Annotated in this window: 14 protein-coding genes and 1 tRNA gene; 3 read left to right on the top strand and 12 right to left on the bottom strand. The window is 61.9% G+C overall.

The features are described 5' to 3' along the window. Positions 1–324 precede the first annotated feature (324 nt). The 3 genes from P273_RS0108140 to P273_RS0108130 all read left to right on the top strand — a co-directional run bounded on the left by P273_RS0108140 (position 325) and on the right by P273_RS0108130 (position 3900). Positions 325–1320 (top strand): ADP-ribosylglycohydrolase family protein, encoded by a 996-nt coding sequence (locus tag P273_RS0108140; protein WP_024627958.1) that lies wholly within the window; start codon positions 325–327, stop codon positions 1318–1320. 152 nt (positions 1321–1472) lie between these two features. Then, positions 1473–2939, top strand: coding sequence for a cytosine permease (locus tag P273_RS0108135; RefSeq protein ID WP_024627957.1), 1467 nt, complete (start codon positions 1473–1475; stop codon positions 2937–2939). Continuing rightward, on the top strand, positions 2932–3900 hold the full coding sequence (locus tag P273_RS0108130) for a PfkB family carbohydrate kinase (RefSeq protein ID WP_024627956.1): 969 nt from the start codon (positions 2932–2934) through the stop codon (positions 3898–3900). Before P273_RS0108135 ends, P273_RS0108130 begins: the two co-directional genes overlap by 8 nt. 89 nt (positions 3901–3989) lie before the next feature. Here the strand turns inward: P273_RS0108130 and P273_RS0108125 are convergent, their stop codons facing one another. From P273_RS0108125 to glyA, 12 genes are all read right to left on the bottom strand, one after another. After that, positions 3990–5075: a glycerol dehydrogenase gene (locus P273_RS0108125; protein ID WP_024627955.1), complete on the bottom strand. Its 1086-nt coding sequence runs from the start codon at positions 5073–5075 to the stop codon at positions 3990–3992. A 128-nt stretch (positions 5076–5203) separates the two neighbouring features. Beyond that, positions 5204–6130, bottom strand: coding sequence for a hypothetical protein (locus P273_RS0108120; RefSeq protein ID WP_024627954.1), 927 nt, complete (start codon positions 6128–6130; stop codon positions 5204–5206). Positions 6131–6225: 95 nt separating this feature from the next. After that, positions 6226–6966, bottom strand: coding sequence for a histidine phosphatase family protein (locus P273_RS0108115; RefSeq protein ID WP_024627953.1), 741 nt, complete (start codon positions 6964–6966; stop codon positions 6226–6228). After that, on the bottom strand, positions 6959–7435 hold the full coding sequence (gene rsfS, locus P273_RS0108110; RefSeq protein ID WP_024627952.1) for a ribosome silencing factor: 477 nt from the start codon (positions 7433–7435) through the stop codon (positions 6959–6961). Before rsfS ends, P273_RS0108115 begins: the two co-directional genes overlap by 8 nt. 41 nt (positions 7436–7476) lie before the next feature. Further along, entirely contained in the window at positions 7477–8853 is a 1377-nt protein-coding gene (gene glmU, locus P273_RS0108105) for a bifunctional UDP-N-acetylglucosamine diphosphorylase/glucosamine-1-phosphate N-acetyltransferase GlmU (RefSeq protein ID WP_024627951.1), read from the bottom strand. Between the two features lie 14 nt (positions 8854–8867). Then, a complete protein-coding gene (locus P273_RS0108100) occupies positions 8868–9665 on the bottom strand; it encodes an HAD-IIA family hydrolase (protein WP_024627950.1) in 798 nt (265 codons plus the stop codon). A gap of 67 nt (positions 9666–9732) precedes the next feature. After that, positions 9733–9803 (bottom strand) — tRNA-Gln (locus P273_RS0108095). A gap of 82 nt (positions 9804–9885) precedes the next feature. Continuing rightward, positions 9886–10902, bottom strand: coding sequence for a ribose-phosphate diphosphokinase (locus P273_RS0108090; RefSeq protein WP_029676331.1), 1017 nt, complete (start codon positions 10900–10902; stop codon positions 9886–9888). A gap of 103 nt (positions 10903–11005) precedes the next feature. Beyond that, entirely contained in the window at positions 11006–11686 is a 681-nt protein-coding gene (nadD, locus tag P273_RS0108085) for a nicotinate-nucleotide adenylyltransferase (protein ID WP_101432243.1), read from the bottom strand. A gap of 5 nt (positions 11687–11691) precedes the next feature. Then, entirely contained in the window at positions 11692–12249 is a 558-nt protein-coding gene (locus tag P273_RS0108080) for a hypothetical protein (protein ID WP_034525012.1), read from the bottom strand. Next, complete coding sequence (locus P273_RS0108075; protein WP_155804743.1) at positions 12246–13550, bottom strand: glutamate-5-semialdehyde dehydrogenase; 1305 nt, start codon at positions 13548–13550, stop codon at positions 12246–12248. Before P273_RS0108075 ends, P273_RS0108080 begins: the two co-directional genes overlap by 4 nt. A 128-nt stretch (positions 13551–13678) precedes the next feature. Then, entirely contained in the window at positions 13679–14986 is a 1308-nt protein-coding gene (glyA, locus tag P273_RS0108070; RefSeq protein WP_024627946.1) for a serine hydroxymethyltransferase, read from the bottom strand. Positions 14987–14988 lie beyond the last annotated feature (2 nt).

Below are 14988 nucleotides of genomic sequence, written 5' to 3'. Positions count from 1 at the left end.
ACCCATGCCGAAGCCAAGATTAGGACACCCCGACAAACTCCGTTACGGCATCAAGGGATAATCTTCGCCAATCACTGTCGGCAATCTATAGAACCCACACCTCGATCAAATCTTTAACCTCGACTAACCAGCATTGTTTTTATCTCCCACCTAACAGGATAGAGCTCGCTCAGACTCCCATTCTTCATTGTGAATCATGCCTGCCACAACCTTTGTGCCGACAAACCTCCAAGGGCCTTACAATTATTCTGATTAAAAATGTCGCAGTCTATCTGCAAACAGATTCATGGGCTCATCGCAACGACTCTGGAGGCTTGCACAACAATGACCAGAACTGAAAAGGGCGCACTGGGCGCACTTACTGGGCTGTCCTTGGGAGATGCGCTGGGCATGCCCACGCAGAGCATGAGTCCAGCAGCCATCCATGAGGCCTACGGCAGGGTTGACACCCTTCGTGATGCTATTGCGGATCAGCCGATCGCTCCAGGTATGCCTGCGGGATCTGTGACCGATGACACCGAGCAGGCACTGATTGTCGCAGAACTGATCATCGAGGGCAGAGGACACATCGATCCCAAAGAGTTCGCTAAGCGCCTTCTGGCCTGGGAGGACGGCATGAAGTCACGCGGATCACTCGACCTGCTCGGGCCATCCACCAAGCTGGCCCTGGAACAGGTTCGCCATGGCGCGGACATCATGACAACAGGAAGGACCGGCACCACCAATGGGGCGGCCATGCGAGTCGCCCCGGTAGGGATAGCCAACAGGCCCGAAGACACCAGACGGCTGGCCAATCGCATCTACGAGTCCTGCCAGGTCACCCACGACACGGTCGCAGGCTTTCAAGGCGCAGCGCTGATCGCTACGACAGTCAGTCTGGGACTTGAAGGAATGACCGTTCGCCAGGCACTGAATGAGTCCTTGCGCCTGGTACCCGCCATGGAAACCGCCGGAGCCTGGACACCCAAGGCATCGGTTCCCGCTCGGGCCCGCCAGGCAATACAAGTGTCCGAAGAATTCAGCGATGAGGATGACTTCGAACGCCACCTCATCGAAGACTGCGGAACCTCGGTTGAGGCCAATGAGTCTGTTGCAGCCGCTTTTGCCCTGGCCTGGAGATTCGCCGACGATCCCCAATCGGCTCTATTCGTCGCAGTCAACCTGGGAGGCGATACGGACACCATCGCTGCCATGACCGGCGCAATGACCGGCGCATGCACCGGCCCCGAGGTGTTCGACCCTGCACTCTGCTCCCAGGTGGCTTCGGTATCTCACCTTGACCTGCAGAAAACTGCCCGTGGCCTGATTACCCTAAGGTAAAGCGCAAAACGGACACGACAGAATCCTTCAGGAATACAAGAACGAAAATCCAGTCAACCCCGAGATCATGGGGTCCACCCAGACCACACCACAGGCCTGACCAGACAATCCATCGCTGCATCCAGTACATCGTGAGTCAAAGGAGACAATCCATGTCAACTGCACCAAAAGAGGGCACCATCCTCTCCAGAGTTGAGCAAAGGGGCATCGAACCCGTGCCCGAGGATCAGAGGAACGGGTCGCCCGGTCAGCTCTTCTGGGTCTGGTTCGCCGCCAACATCTCGATCCTGGGAATCCCTCTGGGAGCTACCCTGATTGCCCAGGGCCTCAACCTCTGGCAGGCCGTGCTCGCCACGACCATCGGAGCCTTCGGATCCTTCGCACTGGTCGGCATCATTTCCATAGCCGGCAAAAGAGGCGGCGCCCCCACGCTGACCCTGTCCCGAGCCATTTTCGGCGTCAGAGGCAATGCGGGCCCCACACTGGTGGCTCTGCTATCCAGGCTGGGCTGGGAGACGGTGAACACGATGACTGGCGCTTTTGCCCTGCTCTCCCTGATCGCCATCATCTTCGGCACCTCAGCTGATGCCAAGCGCGCCCCCTTCCTGACCTTTGTCTGCATCGCCATCTTCGTGGCCTTGACCGTGGTGGTCTCGGCCGCCGGCCACGCCTTCATTCTCACTGTGCAGAAATGGGCCACCTGGATATTCGGAGCCCTCACTCTACTGGTGGCTATCTATCTGGCCACGACCGTCGACTGGTCCTCCTTCATCGGCAATGCACCCGGATCAGCCAGCGCCTTCCTGATCGGCGTCGGCACCATAGCCGCGGGGACGGGCATCGGCTGGGTCAACTCCGGCGCAGACATGGCCCGCTACCAAAAGACCTCGGTGAAATCGGGCTCTCTGATCCTGACTGCAGCAGCCGGCGCCGGCATCCCCCTGGTCGTGGTTATCGGCCTGGGATCGGTCCTGACAGCAGGCAACTCCACCATTGCCTCCGCCGCTGATCCGGTCGCCGCGGTTCGAAGCGCTCTGCCCGCCTGGGTCTCCATCCCCTATCTGATTGCCGCCTTCGCCGGATTACTCATGTCAAATAACCTGTCCGTATATTCGGCCGGTCTGACCACCATCACTTTGGGCATCAGAATTCCCCGCGTCTATGCGGTCGTCGTCGATGTGGTGGTGACCACCTGCGGAGCCCTGTACTTTACGCTGGGCTCCGACGGGTTCTACGGCCCCTTTGTCACCTTCATCTCCCTCTTGGCAGTGCCGCTGAGCACCTGGGCAGGCATCTTCCTGTCAGATATGATCTTCCGCAAGCGCTACGATTCGGACGGCCTTCTGAATCTTCAAGCCGATTCCCCATACTGGTACTGGCACGGCATCAACCTCCCGGCCATCGTCAGCTGGCTGGTGGGGATAGTCGTCGGCTTCCTGTTCGTGACAGCGCAGGTCTCCAAGAACGAGGTCTGGTTCTCAGGACCGCTGGCCGGCAGCTTCCTGGGCAGGAACGGCCTGGCATGGCTGGTATCCCTCCTCTTGGGAGGAATCCTCTATGCCATTTTGCATCTCCTCTCCAAGGACTCGGTGGCGGTGAGGAGCAGCGGTAATGACTGAACCCAGCATCCTTCATCTCGGTCAGGTGGTGATTGACCTGAGCATGGACATCGACCACCTCCCGGAACGCGGAGGGGACATTTTCGCCAGGCGAAGCGCTATAAAGGTCGGCGGCGGATACAACGTGATCCAGGCAGCCAGGCGGATGGGAGCGCCCATAGCCTACATGGGGGCGATTGGCACAGGTCCGATGGCGGACATGGCCCGTGGAGCCCTTGCCGCCCTGCAGGTTCCCGCACAAGGGCCTGTGCTGGATGACTGTGACACCGGATACTCGGTAGCCATGATCGAGCCCTCGGGCGAACGCACCTTCGTATCGGCGAGGGGCGCAGAGACCCGGGTGCCGGAGGGCACCTACGAAAGCATGAATCTGGTTCCCGGTGATGTCATCTACCTGAGTGGGTATTCCTTCTGCCACAAGGACAACACCCGAAGCCTGTTCGGTTTTGCCGAGAAACACCAGGGCGAAGGATTTCCGGTGCTCTTCGACCTGGGACCCATGGTGGCCGATATTGCATTGGGTGTGCTTGATGCGGTCAACGGTCTGCATCCTATCTGGTCCCTCAACGAACGCGAGGGACCAATCCTGGCGAAACGTCTGGGGTGCCAACCCGAAACTGGCGACGTTACTGAGTTGGAATCCCTCTGCCGCTCGCTTTCGTTGAAGCTGGACAGTCCTGTGGTTCTCAGGGCCGGCGCCCGCGGTGCCTGGTACTGCCAGCCCAAGGATGCAATGCAGAGCCAGTACATTCCCACCCCGCAGGTCCATGCCATAGACACCAACGGTGCAGGCGATGCACACTCGGGCGTCCTCTGCGCGGGCATCTTCCAAGGTCTGCCCATTGAGGAGGCCCTGGTGCTGGCCAACTGTGCAGGAGCACTTTCCACTACCCAGCGGGGTCCAGCCACATGCCCAAGTGAAGAAGCCATACGAAAGGCCGCCAGCTCCCTGCAATGGTGACCCGAGCAAAACCGGAGGAAACAAAGGCGGCCACCGACTTCATGCCGACGGCCGCTTGGCCTCTCAACGAGGGACTAGAGAATGACGTATCAGAGCTGCTTGCCCAGCTGATCGGCTGCGCGCAGGGCGTGGGCCACATCGGTGGGGGTCACCTCGAATGGCATGTTGCCCATGGTCTCGTCAGGGCCGCAGGCATGCTCGCCGACCTTGAGCAGATCCTCCTCGCTGGCCTGGCCGATGCCGATCTGCTCCAGGGAGGTGGGCAGACCCACGCTGCGGAAGAAGTCATAGACCCCGCGGGTCTCCTCCAGGGGCCGATCCTCAAGGACCAGCTGGGCCAAGGTGCCGAAGGCCACCTTTTCGCCGTGCAGCATGGAGTGGGTGCCCTCCAGGGCGGTCATCCCGTCATGAATGGCGTGGGCTGCAGCCAGGCCGGAGCTTTCGAAGCCCAGACCGCTCAGCAGCGTATTGGCCTCGATGATCTTCTCCAAGGCGGCTGTGCGGACACCGGCCTTGGCAGCGGCCACAGCCTTGACCCCATCCTCCAGCAGGGTGTCGCGGCAGAGACGGGCCAGGGCGAAGGCAGCCATGGTGGCGTGTCCCCCGGTCATGGTCACCGCGTTCGACTGCACACAGGCGGCTGCCTCGTAATAGGTGGCGAAGGCATCGCCCAGTCCTGACACCAGGAAGCGCACCGGAGCCTTGGCGATGACGTCGGTATCCATCAGGACCACGTTGGGGTTGGCAGGCAGGGGCAGGTAACGGTCAAAGACGCCCTCGGGCGTGTAGAGCACGGACAGCCTTGAGCAGGGCGCATCCGAGGAGGCCGCCGTGGGAACAATCATGACCGGCAGGTGGGCGAAGTGGGCCACAGCCTTGGCGGTATCCAAGGTCTTGCCGCCGCCGATGCCGATCACCGCGTCGCTGCTGCCCAAATGGGCACGATGACGGTCGATCTCCTCCATGGAGCACTCGCCGCCGAATTTCATCAGTTCGTAGGGGATCCCACCGTGCTCAAATGAGGCGACAATGTCGTCGTGGTAGAGCCCGTCGATGACCGGATCGACGATCAGATGGGCGCCCTTGGTGCCCAGAGCCGCGTATTCTCCAGCCAGCTTTCCCATGGCGCCCTCCTGCTGAACATAGGAGCCGGGAGAGCACAGAACCTTGCGCATACATACACCTTTCTCATCGCTGATCCCGCCTTCGGGACCAGGTCCTTAGGGACGGGCCTCTTGGCCCGCCTGAAAGTGACCCTAGTCACATTACATGGTGGGATGGGTGTGCCGCGCCGACAGGCAGGTCAGTTATGAGGCAAGGAATTGGTTGTACTCGTCGGCGACGACTGAGGTGTGGAAGCCGTATTTGAGGGGCTGGGCGTGGAGCCGGTCGCATCCGCAGACGGCGAGGGCGAGCTCATGGAGTTTCCTCCCTGCTGTTGACCCTGTCCGGTTCCCTGTTCAGTGCCTGGGTTTTGATTCGCTCCCGATGGCTGATTCTGGGGGACACCCGAGGTTGACTGATCCTCTGGCTGCTCAGTACGCTGTGCAGGCTTAGAAGGGGTCTCTTCCTCATGGCTGGGGGTTACCTGGCTGGTAGAAGGGCTGACCACGTTACGAACCACCTTGTCGGTGCCTTCGCCTTTGGTCAGGGCATTGATGGCCAGAGCAGACAGCAGCACGGCCACCAGAGCGCTGACCACAGAGACAATGATGACGTTACGGCGTCGCTGATCCAGCTTCTTCTTGCTGTTTGCCGCAGTGGGAGCCGCATGGGCCCGAGGACCGTTGCTGGACGAAACGGTCCGACCCGTCTTGGCCGCCGACCGTTCATCACCGACAGGAGGCATGATCTGGGTGGATCCATCAACCGGGGCCATGACCTGGGTGGATCCGTCTGCAGCACCGCTGGAATCGTCCGAGGTGCCCTTCCCCTGTGCCGGCAAGACCGTGGTCTGTCCATCCGCGGCTGAATCGGAATTCGAATCCGTCTTGGAATCGTCATCATCCTGGTCGGCACTGCCAACCACGGACTCCTGCAGCTTCTGACCGGAGGCTTCCAAGACATTCTTGTAGATCTGCGAGGCCACAGCAGAAACGATGGAACCGATGGCTACACCAATGATGGATCCCGCCACGCCGATCTTGGCGGCCAGCCAGAAGGAGGTCATGGCTGCAAGAGCGCCGGCGACGATCTGCGCCCAGGAAATGTCATGAAAGAACTGCTTCACTCCGACCCCTTTTGATCCAATGGCTGGTTGCTGCGCTCTTATGGTAGCTGGTGGTCATGGCGATCCTGTGATGGTCGGCCGACCGCCCAAGCACCTCAATCGGTCTGGACCAGCCCTCGGGGATTGTCCCAGTCCCCACGCATGGCGATGGCAGGACCACGATTGTAGTCGATCATGGACCAGCGCAGACCGCCGTCTGGCAGGTCTCGTGGCATCAATCGCGCCCAATGGGCATTGCGCATGGTGACCAGACCCAGGTATTCGGGATATTCACTGGCCATGCCCAGCAGAGCCTGGAGGGCCTGGGCTATGAAGGACCCGTGGGAGAAGACCATGAGATCCGTGTCTGAACCAGCCCGGTGGATCCAACGGTTCAGGGTTTCCAGACCGCGCTTACCTACCTGGGCCTTGGTCTCGGCACCGTGCAGCAGCTCTCCCCCGGCACCCCGGGACCAGGATTCATAGTCCTCGGGCCAACGTTGACGAACCTCCTCGGCGCTGGCCCCCTCCCACTCGCCAAAACTGCGCTCGCGCAGCCCGGGATCAAGATGGACCGTCTGGCCCAAGGGGTCGGCAAAGGCATGAGCGGTGGCGGCAGCCCGACCCAGGTCAGAGGAAACCACCAGCAGATGACGGTCTTGAGGAGCGCCATCCACGTACTCAGCCCGAAGCTCCTCGGCAGCCCTCTCCACCTGCCAGCGGCCAACACTGTTGAGGGGAATGTCGATCTGGCCCTGCATCCGGTGCTTTGCATTATATGAGGTCTGCCCATGACGGACCACGGTCATGGAGCGCACATGCCGTCCATCCTCGACGGTGGAAATCGAGTCAGTCATGGCTTTCCTGCGGATCGGCGAAACGGCTGCGCAGATCATCCCCATTCAGATCGTCCGCCTTGGAGGCCAACTGGCTATCCGGGTCATCATCGGCGAGGGTGAAGGGGTGCTCCAGCTGCAGGTCCACCTGGGGGCAGTCCTTCCAAAGCCGTTCCAGATCGTAGTAGGCCCGGGCCTGCTTGTGCATGATGTGGATGACGAAATCACCGTAGTCCAGTAGAACCCACTGGGCCTCCTGGACGCCCTCCCGCGAGCGGGGATCCAGGTTCTTCTGCAGGTGGAGCTGCTTCTCCACCTCCTCGGCGATGGCCAGGACCTGACGTTCGTTGCTGCCGGTGGCCACCATGAAGATATCGGTGATGGCGATAGGCCGGGAGACGTCGAAGGCCACGATGTCCATGGCCTTGACATCGTTGGCAGCCCGAGCGGCCACCCGGACCGCGTCGATGGATTCCTGCAATGCTGGCACTTGTCACGCCTTTCCTTGTTGTGAAGCCGATGCTCCCATGATTACCGCTCCCAGGCGGGCTTCCAGTCCGGAACCTGATGCTGGTCATTGGTGGAGTAGACCATGGCTCCGTCCTCGACCGGATGGCGGATGACCGATCCGGCCCCGGTCGTGACCCCGTCGCCCACCTGAACGGGGGCCACGAAGAGGTTTCCTGCGCCCACATGCACCTCCGACCCGATCTCGGTGCGGTTCTTGTGCACGCCGTCGTAATTGGCCGTGATGGACCCGCCGCCCACGTTGCTGTCGTGGCCTATGTGGGCATCACCCACATAGGAAAGGTGGGGCACCTTGGTCCCGTGGTCGATGGTGGCCTTCTTCATCTCCACGAAGGCCCCGGCCTTGGTGTCCTCGGCAAGGACGTTGCCGGCCCTCAGATAGGTCCATGGACCGATGTTGGCCCTGGCTCCGATCCGGGTCTCCTGCACGCGGGAACGCTCCACCCTGGCCTGCGGCTCGACGATGGCATCGATCAGGGTTGTATAGGGCCCGATGACCGCGTCCGAGGCGATCTCGGTATGACCCTGCAGGAAGCATCCGGGCAGAATGACGGCATCCTGCTGGATGACCACGTCGTCCTCGATCCAGGTGGTGGACGGATCCAAGATGGTCACCCCCTGGCGCATGAACTCTTGGCAGACCCGCAGGTTATGGGCCTTGGCCAGATCAGCCAACTGGATCCTGTCGTTGACGCCCTCAACCTTGAGCGGATCAGGAGCGGCAAAGGCCCCCACCCGACCCAAGCGACGGGCTGTTTCCAAGGCATCGGTCAGATAGAACTCCCCCTGGGCGTTGCTGTCGTCCAAGCCACGGACCGCCTGTCGAAGCAGATCAGCCTCGAAGACGTAAACGGAAGTGTTGACCTCCTTGACGGCCAGCTCGGTGCCGGTGGCATCCCGTTGTTCGACGATGCGCAGGACCCGTCCATCCTGGTCACGAATGATGCGGCCGTACCCGGTAGGGTCGTCCAGATTGACCGTCAGCACAGTGGCCCCGTCACCGGAATTGACATGATAGTCGAGCAGGCTTTGCAGCGTGTCCGCGTCCAGCAGGGGCATGTCCGAGGCCACGATCAGCACCTGACCGTCATGCCGAAGCTCCCCATCCAGCTGGTCTACGGCGCACTGGACCGCACGCCCTGTACCCGGTCTGCTGTCTTGGCGGACGATGCGCACCTGGGGATCGTAGGACCGTGCGGCCTGCGCCACCAGGTCGGCCTGATGATGAACCACCACGGCCGTCAGCTCGGGATTCAGGGCGGTCACCGAAGTCATGACTCTCTGCAGGAAGGTCTTGCCAGCCAAGGTATGCAGAACCTTGGGGTGGGCCGAGTGCATGCGAGTGCCCTCGCCTGCGGCCAGGATGATACCAGCGGTCAGCGTCTGCCCGCCGCTCAAAACTCCACCACCCCGCTCTCGGCGATGTCAATCAGATCCTGAATGGAATCCACCACCTGGTCAGGGCGGTAGGGGAAGGTCTCCACCTCGGATCGTGTGGTGATGCCAGTCAGCACCAGGAAGGTGTTCAGGCCAGCCTCGACTCCGGCCACCACGTCGGTGTCCATTCGGTCGCCGATCATGGCCGTGGTCTCTGAGTGGCCGCCAACCCTGTTCAGGGCCGTGCGGAACATAATGGGATTGGGCTTGCCCACGAAGTAGGGCTCCCGGTTGGTGGCCTTGGTCACCAGGGCCGCCACAGCGCCGGCTGCCGGTAGGACGCCGTTCTCACTGGGGCCAGTGGCGTCAGGGTTGGTGCAGATGAAGCGGGCGCCGCCCAGAATCAGGCGGATTGCTGTGGTGATGGACTCAAAGGAGTATGTCCGGGTCTCGCCCAGGATTACATAGTCCGGGTTGATGTCGGAAAGAATGAACCCGGCCTCGTGCAGGGCCGTAGTCAGCCCGGCCTCACCAATCACATAGGCCGATCCCTGCGGCATGGTCCGGGACACGAAGTCGGCGGTGGCCAAGGCTGAAGTCCAGATCCGATCCTCGGGCACGTCGATGCCCGAACGACCAAGGCGGGCCGAAAGGTCACGTGGGGTGTAGATGGGATTGTTGGTCAGCACCAGATACTGACGGTTGTTGCGCTTGAGGGTGTCGATGAATTCGGCAGCTCCGGGCAGGGCCGTGTTCTCGTGCACCAGCACGCCGTCCATGTCGGTGAGCCAGGTTTCGATCTTCTTGACTGCCAAGACAGTTCCTTTCGGTTGGTCACCGACCCCAAGGAGGCCGTCTCCGACCGGAATCGGCGAGCGTAAGCTCCCCCACCTGGATTCGAACCAAGACTAAGGGTTCCAAAGACCCGTGTGCTGCCTTTACACCATGGGGGAAGGGCGGAACCCTTGAGGCCCCGCCAGGTTTATTATGCCACAGCCGGACGATTACGCCACGCCATGCCGGACAGGCAAGACTTTAAGCGAAGAGGAAGCCCTGGCCGTGATGAGCTGGATACGTATCGAAGAGCCGGGCCACTGAGCCATCCTCAAAGACCGCCTTGATGGCCGAGGCCAGCAGGGGGGCGATGGACAGCACAGTCAATCCATCCCAACGCTTCTCCTGGGGAATGGGAACCGTGTCGGTCAGAATGACCTCCTTGGCCTGGCAGGACTTGAGACGTTCCACGGCGGGTCCGGACATGACGCCATGAGTGGCCACGATGGTGATGGAATTGGCGCCAGCCTCATCCAGCACATTGCAGGCCTCAGCGATGGTGCCGCCGGTGTCGATCAGGTCGTCCACCAGCACGCAGTCCAAGCCGCGTACGTCGCCCACCACCCGATGGGCCACAGCCTTGTTGGGCTGGGTGATGTCACGGGTCTTGTGGATGAAGGCCAGGGGCACGCCACCCAGGCGTTGGGCCCACTGCTCGGCCACCCGGATACGGCCGGCATCTGGCGAGACCACGGCCACCTTGGACAGATCCATCCGGTCGCGCACATAGTCCACCAGCACAGGCATGGCGATCAGGTGGTCCACAGGCCCATCGAAGAAGCCCTGTGACTGGGCAGCGTGCAGGTCGACCGACATGATTCGATCCGCACCGGCCGCCTTGAGCAGGTCGAACATGAGGCGGCAGGAAATGGGCTCGCGCCCCAGGTGCTTCTTGTCCTGACGGGAGTACCCCAGGAGCGGGCAGACTGCGGTGATAGATCGCGCCGAGGCCCTCTTGAGGGCATCGATCATGATCAGCTGTTCCATGATGGATTTGTTGACCGGGTCGGAATGGGTCTGCAGGACGAAGACATCTGCACCACGCACCGACTCCGTATAACGCACATACATCTCGCCATTGGCAAAGTCGTAGGCTGTCGTCTCCAGGACGTCGATGCCGAGCTGATCGGCCACGTCCGCCGCGAGTCTGGGATGGGTCCGGCCTGTGACAAGTATGAGATTTTTTCCTGGTCTGCCTTTGAGTATCGCGCTCACCATATCTCCAAACGTTGTTTTCGCTGAAGCGGACAGCCTCCATAATAATGGCGCGCGCTGACACAGCCGAGCAGTCCGTGTTGACGAGTCAGGCGGAATGCAAAGCTCAGGAAGCTGAGCGGTAGAGCCCGTGCTTGTTGATGTACTGCACTACCCCGTCCGGAACCAGGTACCAGACGGGCATGCCCCGAGCCGAACGACGGCGCACATCCGTGGACGAGATGGACAGGGCCGGAATCTCCAAGGTATCCACCCGCTGGGCAGGCACCTGAAGGTCGTCCAGGCTGGAGGAGTAGCCGGGCCGGGAGACAGCCACGAACTTGGCCAGATCCCACATCCGGTTGGCATCCTTCCAGCGCATGATCTCGGCCACGGCGTCCGCCCCGGTGATGAAGAAGAGGTCGCTGTCGGGGCGCATTCGCTTGATGTCGCGCAGAGTGTCCACCGTGTAGGTGATGCCAGGACGCTCAATGTCCACCCGGGAGACGGTGAACTTGGGGTTGGAGGCCGTGGCGATCACGGTCATCAGATAGCGGTCCTCAGCATTGGTCACGGTCTTGTTCAGCTTGAAGGCCGGACGGCCGGTGGGCACAAAAATGACCTCATCCAGGTCGTAGACCCATGCCACCTCCGAGGCAGCCACCAAGTGGCCATTGTGAATGGGGTCGAAGGTGCCGCCCATGATCCCCACCCGGGGTCGGCGGTTATGGTGAGAAGGCCTACAGGATCCGTCAATATCTGATGGCTCCTGCCCGGATTCCCCCTCCTTGGACAGTTCAGACATCATCCGGTTCACCCCTGCTCGCCCTCCCGTCTGGCTTCCGAGGCGTTCTCCTCGTTCTCTGACTTGGCCTCCTGGCGCATCTGCTCGGCGCTGGGGTTGACCCGGTCAGGATCGATCCGCTCCATGTCGGCATTCCACTCCTCCTGGACCACGCGGCGGATCTCGGAGTAGGTGGGCAGGGGGAAGCCCGGCTGGTAGGCCCGACGAACCTGAGCCACGCATCCGGTGACAGCTACCAATGAATCGGACAGGTCGGCGATGCGCCCCTCCTGCTCCTGTTTGCGGAAGACCGGCACCCGCTCCTCCATGACGGTGATGTTGTGCCTGACCTGATTGAGCTGGTCCTGGTCAAGGTCGTACACATCATCGGCATGTTCGTCAGGCCAGCCAATCAGGACCGCATCGGCGTACTCCAGGCAGGAGCGCTGGTCTGCATCCGGGATGCCGTCCTCGATTTGCACCAGAAAGACGTACCGCAGCAGGCTCAGCCGCTCTGAAGCCACCCTCAGCCAGATGCGCGGATTGTCGTGCTCGCGCTGGAAGAGCTCTTCGATCTTCTCGTTCACGGCCGCACCTGCCCCCTGCCGTAGCCGATCCACTTGGTGGTGGTCAACTCCTGCAGACCCATGGGTCCTCGGGCATGCAGCTTTTGGGTGGAGATGCCCAGCTCGGCGCCCATGCCGAACATGCCGCCATCGGTGAATCTGGTCGAAGCATTGACCATGATCACGGCCGAATCCACCCGACGGGAGAACTCCTCCACAGCCTCATAGTCCCGAGCCAGGATGGCCTCGGTGTGGCCAGTGGAGTGACGGTTGATATGTTCGATGGCTTGATCCAGGGAGTCGACCACACGCACCCCCATCTTCAGATCCAGATACTCACGGTCCCAGTCGGCTTCCTCAGCGCGAACCAGCAGTTCTTCAGGCAAACCATGCCCGGCGAGGATGTCCATGGAGACCGCATCCAGGTGCAGCTCGACCTGGGCCTGCGTCAGCGCTCGGGCCACACGGGGCAGGAAGTCGGCGGCCACATCCCTGTGGACGATCAGCTTTTCAGCGGCGTTGCAGACACCCACCCGCTGGGTCTTGGCGTTGACGATGATGGGGATGGCCTGATCCATATCCACTGAGCGGTCCACGTAAATATGAACATTGCCTGCCCCGGTCTCGATGGTGGGCACAGTGGCCTGCTCGATTACGCTGCGGATGAGCCCTCGGCCGCCCCTGGGCACCAGCAGATCGATATGACCGCGTGCCTTCATCAGAGCCTGGGCCCCCTCGCGGCCGTATCGATCCACGGAAGCCACCAAAGCCGGATCCAGCCCCTGCTCACGAAGGACCCCGCCTATCAGCTCCACCAGGGCGCGATTGGTGCGCTGGGCCGCGTGACCTCCCCGCAGGAGGGCCGCATTGCCGGACTTGAGGCAGAGGGCCACCACATCGATGGTGACGTTGGGCCTGGCCTCGTAGATCATGGCCACCACGCCCAGGGGAACCCGCACCTGATTGAGCCGCATGCCGTTGGGCATGTCATGGCCGCGAACCACCTCGCCCAGGGGATCGGTCAGCCCCGCCACCATGCGCACGCCCCGGGCGGCGTCCGCGATACGAACCTTGTCCAAGCGCAGACGGTCTATCAGACCGGCGCTCATTCCTTCTTCAAAAGCCTGGGTGCAGTCCTGCTCATTGACTGCGGCAATCTGATCGGCCTGATCTATCAGTGCATCGGCCAGGGCCAGCAAGAGGGCATTCCTGGCCTGGCCGTTCATGCCTGCCAGGCCTGCCTGTGCAGCGGCCGCCGCATCGGCCATGGCACAGACACGATCGAACACATCCTGACGATCGGAGTTCTCGTCTTCACTCATGTTCGTCAGATCCTTTCGCCCTCACGGGTCTGCCAGACCCGTATTCTGTACCGATTGTAACCCTCAGCGAGGGCAATGACGACAGGAGGAGGGAGGGCATTGCCGCGCCTGCCTCCTCCAAGGGCCGATCAGTGGGTCTGGTCCAGCTCAGGATAGAGCGGGAAGGCCTCGACCAGGCGGTCCACCCGGGCCTTGAGGGCATCCAGATCCGCCTGGGGACCCTGGGCCAGCGCAGTGCCGATTACGTCAGCCACCTCCTCGTACTGGGCCGGGCCGAATCCGCGCGTGGCCAGGGCGGAGGTCCCGATGCGCAGTCCGGAGGCCACAGAGGCAGGACGCGGATCGAAGGGGACCGTATTGCGGTTGACGGTGATGCCGATCCTGGCCAGCAGGTCCTCCCCCTGACGGCCGTCCATCTCGCTGTTGCGCAGATCCACCATGACCAGGTGGACATCAGTCCCTCCAGTGAGCACGGTGATGCCGTTGTCGGCCACATCCTTGGCCATCAGGCGCTCAGCCAGAATCTTGGCGCCCTCCAGAGTGCGCTCCATCCGCTCCTTGAATTCAGGCGTGCCGGCCAGCTTGAAGGCCACAGCCTTGGCGGCGATCACATGCATGAGCGGGCCGCCCTGGTTGCCGGGGAAGACCGAGGAGTTGAGCTTCTTGGCATACTCCTGACGGGCCAGGATGAACCCTGACCGGGGTCCGCCCAGGGTCTTGTGGGCCGTGGAGGAGACCACATCGGCATAGGGCACTGGGCTGGGATGCAGACCTGCCGCAACCATGCCGGCGAAGTGGGCCATATCCACCCAGAACTTGGCCCCCACCTCGTCGGCGATCTCCTTCATGGCTGCAAAGTCCTCAATGCGCGGATAGGCGCTCCACCCGCCGATGATCAGGGCCGGATGGGTCTCCAGGGCCCGCTGGCGGATGATCTCGGGCTCGATGCGGAAGGTGTCCGGATCGACCCCGTAGGACTCAGCATGGTAAAAGCGTCCGGAGAAGTTGATCTTCATGCCGTGTGTCAGGTGGCCGCCATGGTCCAGGGCCAGGCCCAGCACGGTGTCGCCGGGCTTGATCAGGGCCTGATAGACGGCGGCGTTGGCCTGGGCGCCCGAATGCGGCTGGACGTTGGCATATTCGGCGCCGAACAGGGCCTTGGCGCGGTCCCGGGCCAGGTTCTCGACCTGGTCCACCCACTCGCATCCGCCGTAGTAGCGTTTGCCGGGATAGCCCTCGGCATACTTGTTGGTCAGCACGGAGCCCTGGGCCTGCAAGACAGCCTTGGGCACGAAGTTCTCAGAGGCGATCATCTCCAGACCGCCGCGCTGGCGCTCCAACTCTCCATCCAGCAGTGCTGCGATCTCCGGATCCACCTGCGAGATCGAAGAGTTCAGGACATCGTAGGATTGCTGTACCGGGTTCTCTTCGACCATGG

Origin of the sequence: Bifidobacterium sp. A11 (assembly GCF_000499185.1) — a bacterium.
GTDB classification, from domain to species: Bacteria; Actinomycetota; Actinomycetes; order Actinomycetales; family Bifidobacteriaceae; genus Bombiscardovia; species Bombiscardovia mizhiensis.
The sequence above is the reverse complement of the archived record's forward strand: the minus strand, read 5'-3'. Positions and strand labels throughout refer to the sequence as shown.

Coding starts and splice junctions, on each gene's coding strand:
- P273_RS0108130 (WP_024627956.1), top strand. CDS start 2,932: ATGACTGAACCCAGCATCCTTCATCTCGGTCAGGTGGTGATTGACCTG.
- P273_RS0108140 (WP_024627958.1), top strand. CDS start 325: ATGACCAGAACTGAAAAGGGCGCACTGGGCGCACTTACTGGGCTGTCC.
- P273_RS0108075 (WP_155804743.1), bottom strand. CDS start 13,550: ATGAGTGAAGACGAGAACTCCGATCGTCAGGATGTGTTCGATCGTGTC.
- P273_RS0108090 (WP_029676331.1), bottom strand. CDS start 10,902: ATGGTGAGCGCGATACTCAAAGGCAGACCAGGAAAAAATCTCATACTT.
- P273_RS0108115 (WP_024627953.1), bottom strand. CDS start 6,966: ATGACTGACTCGATTTCCACCGTCGAGGATGGACGGCATGTGCGCTCC.
- nadD (WP_101432243.1), bottom strand. CDS start 11,686: ATGATGTCTGAACTGTCCAAGGAGGGGGAATCCGGGCAGGAGCCATCA.
- P273_RS0108135 (WP_024627957.1), top strand. CDS start 1,473: ATGTCAACTGCACCAAAAGAGGGCACCATCCTCTCCAGAGTTGAGCAA.
- P273_RS0108125 (WP_024627955.1), bottom strand. CDS start 5,075: ATGCGCAAGGTTCTGTGCTCTCCCGGCTCCTATGTTCAGCAGGAGGGC.
- glyA (WP_024627946.1), bottom strand. CDS start 14,986: ATGGTCGAAGAGAACCCGGTACAGCAATCCTACGATGTCCTGAACTCT.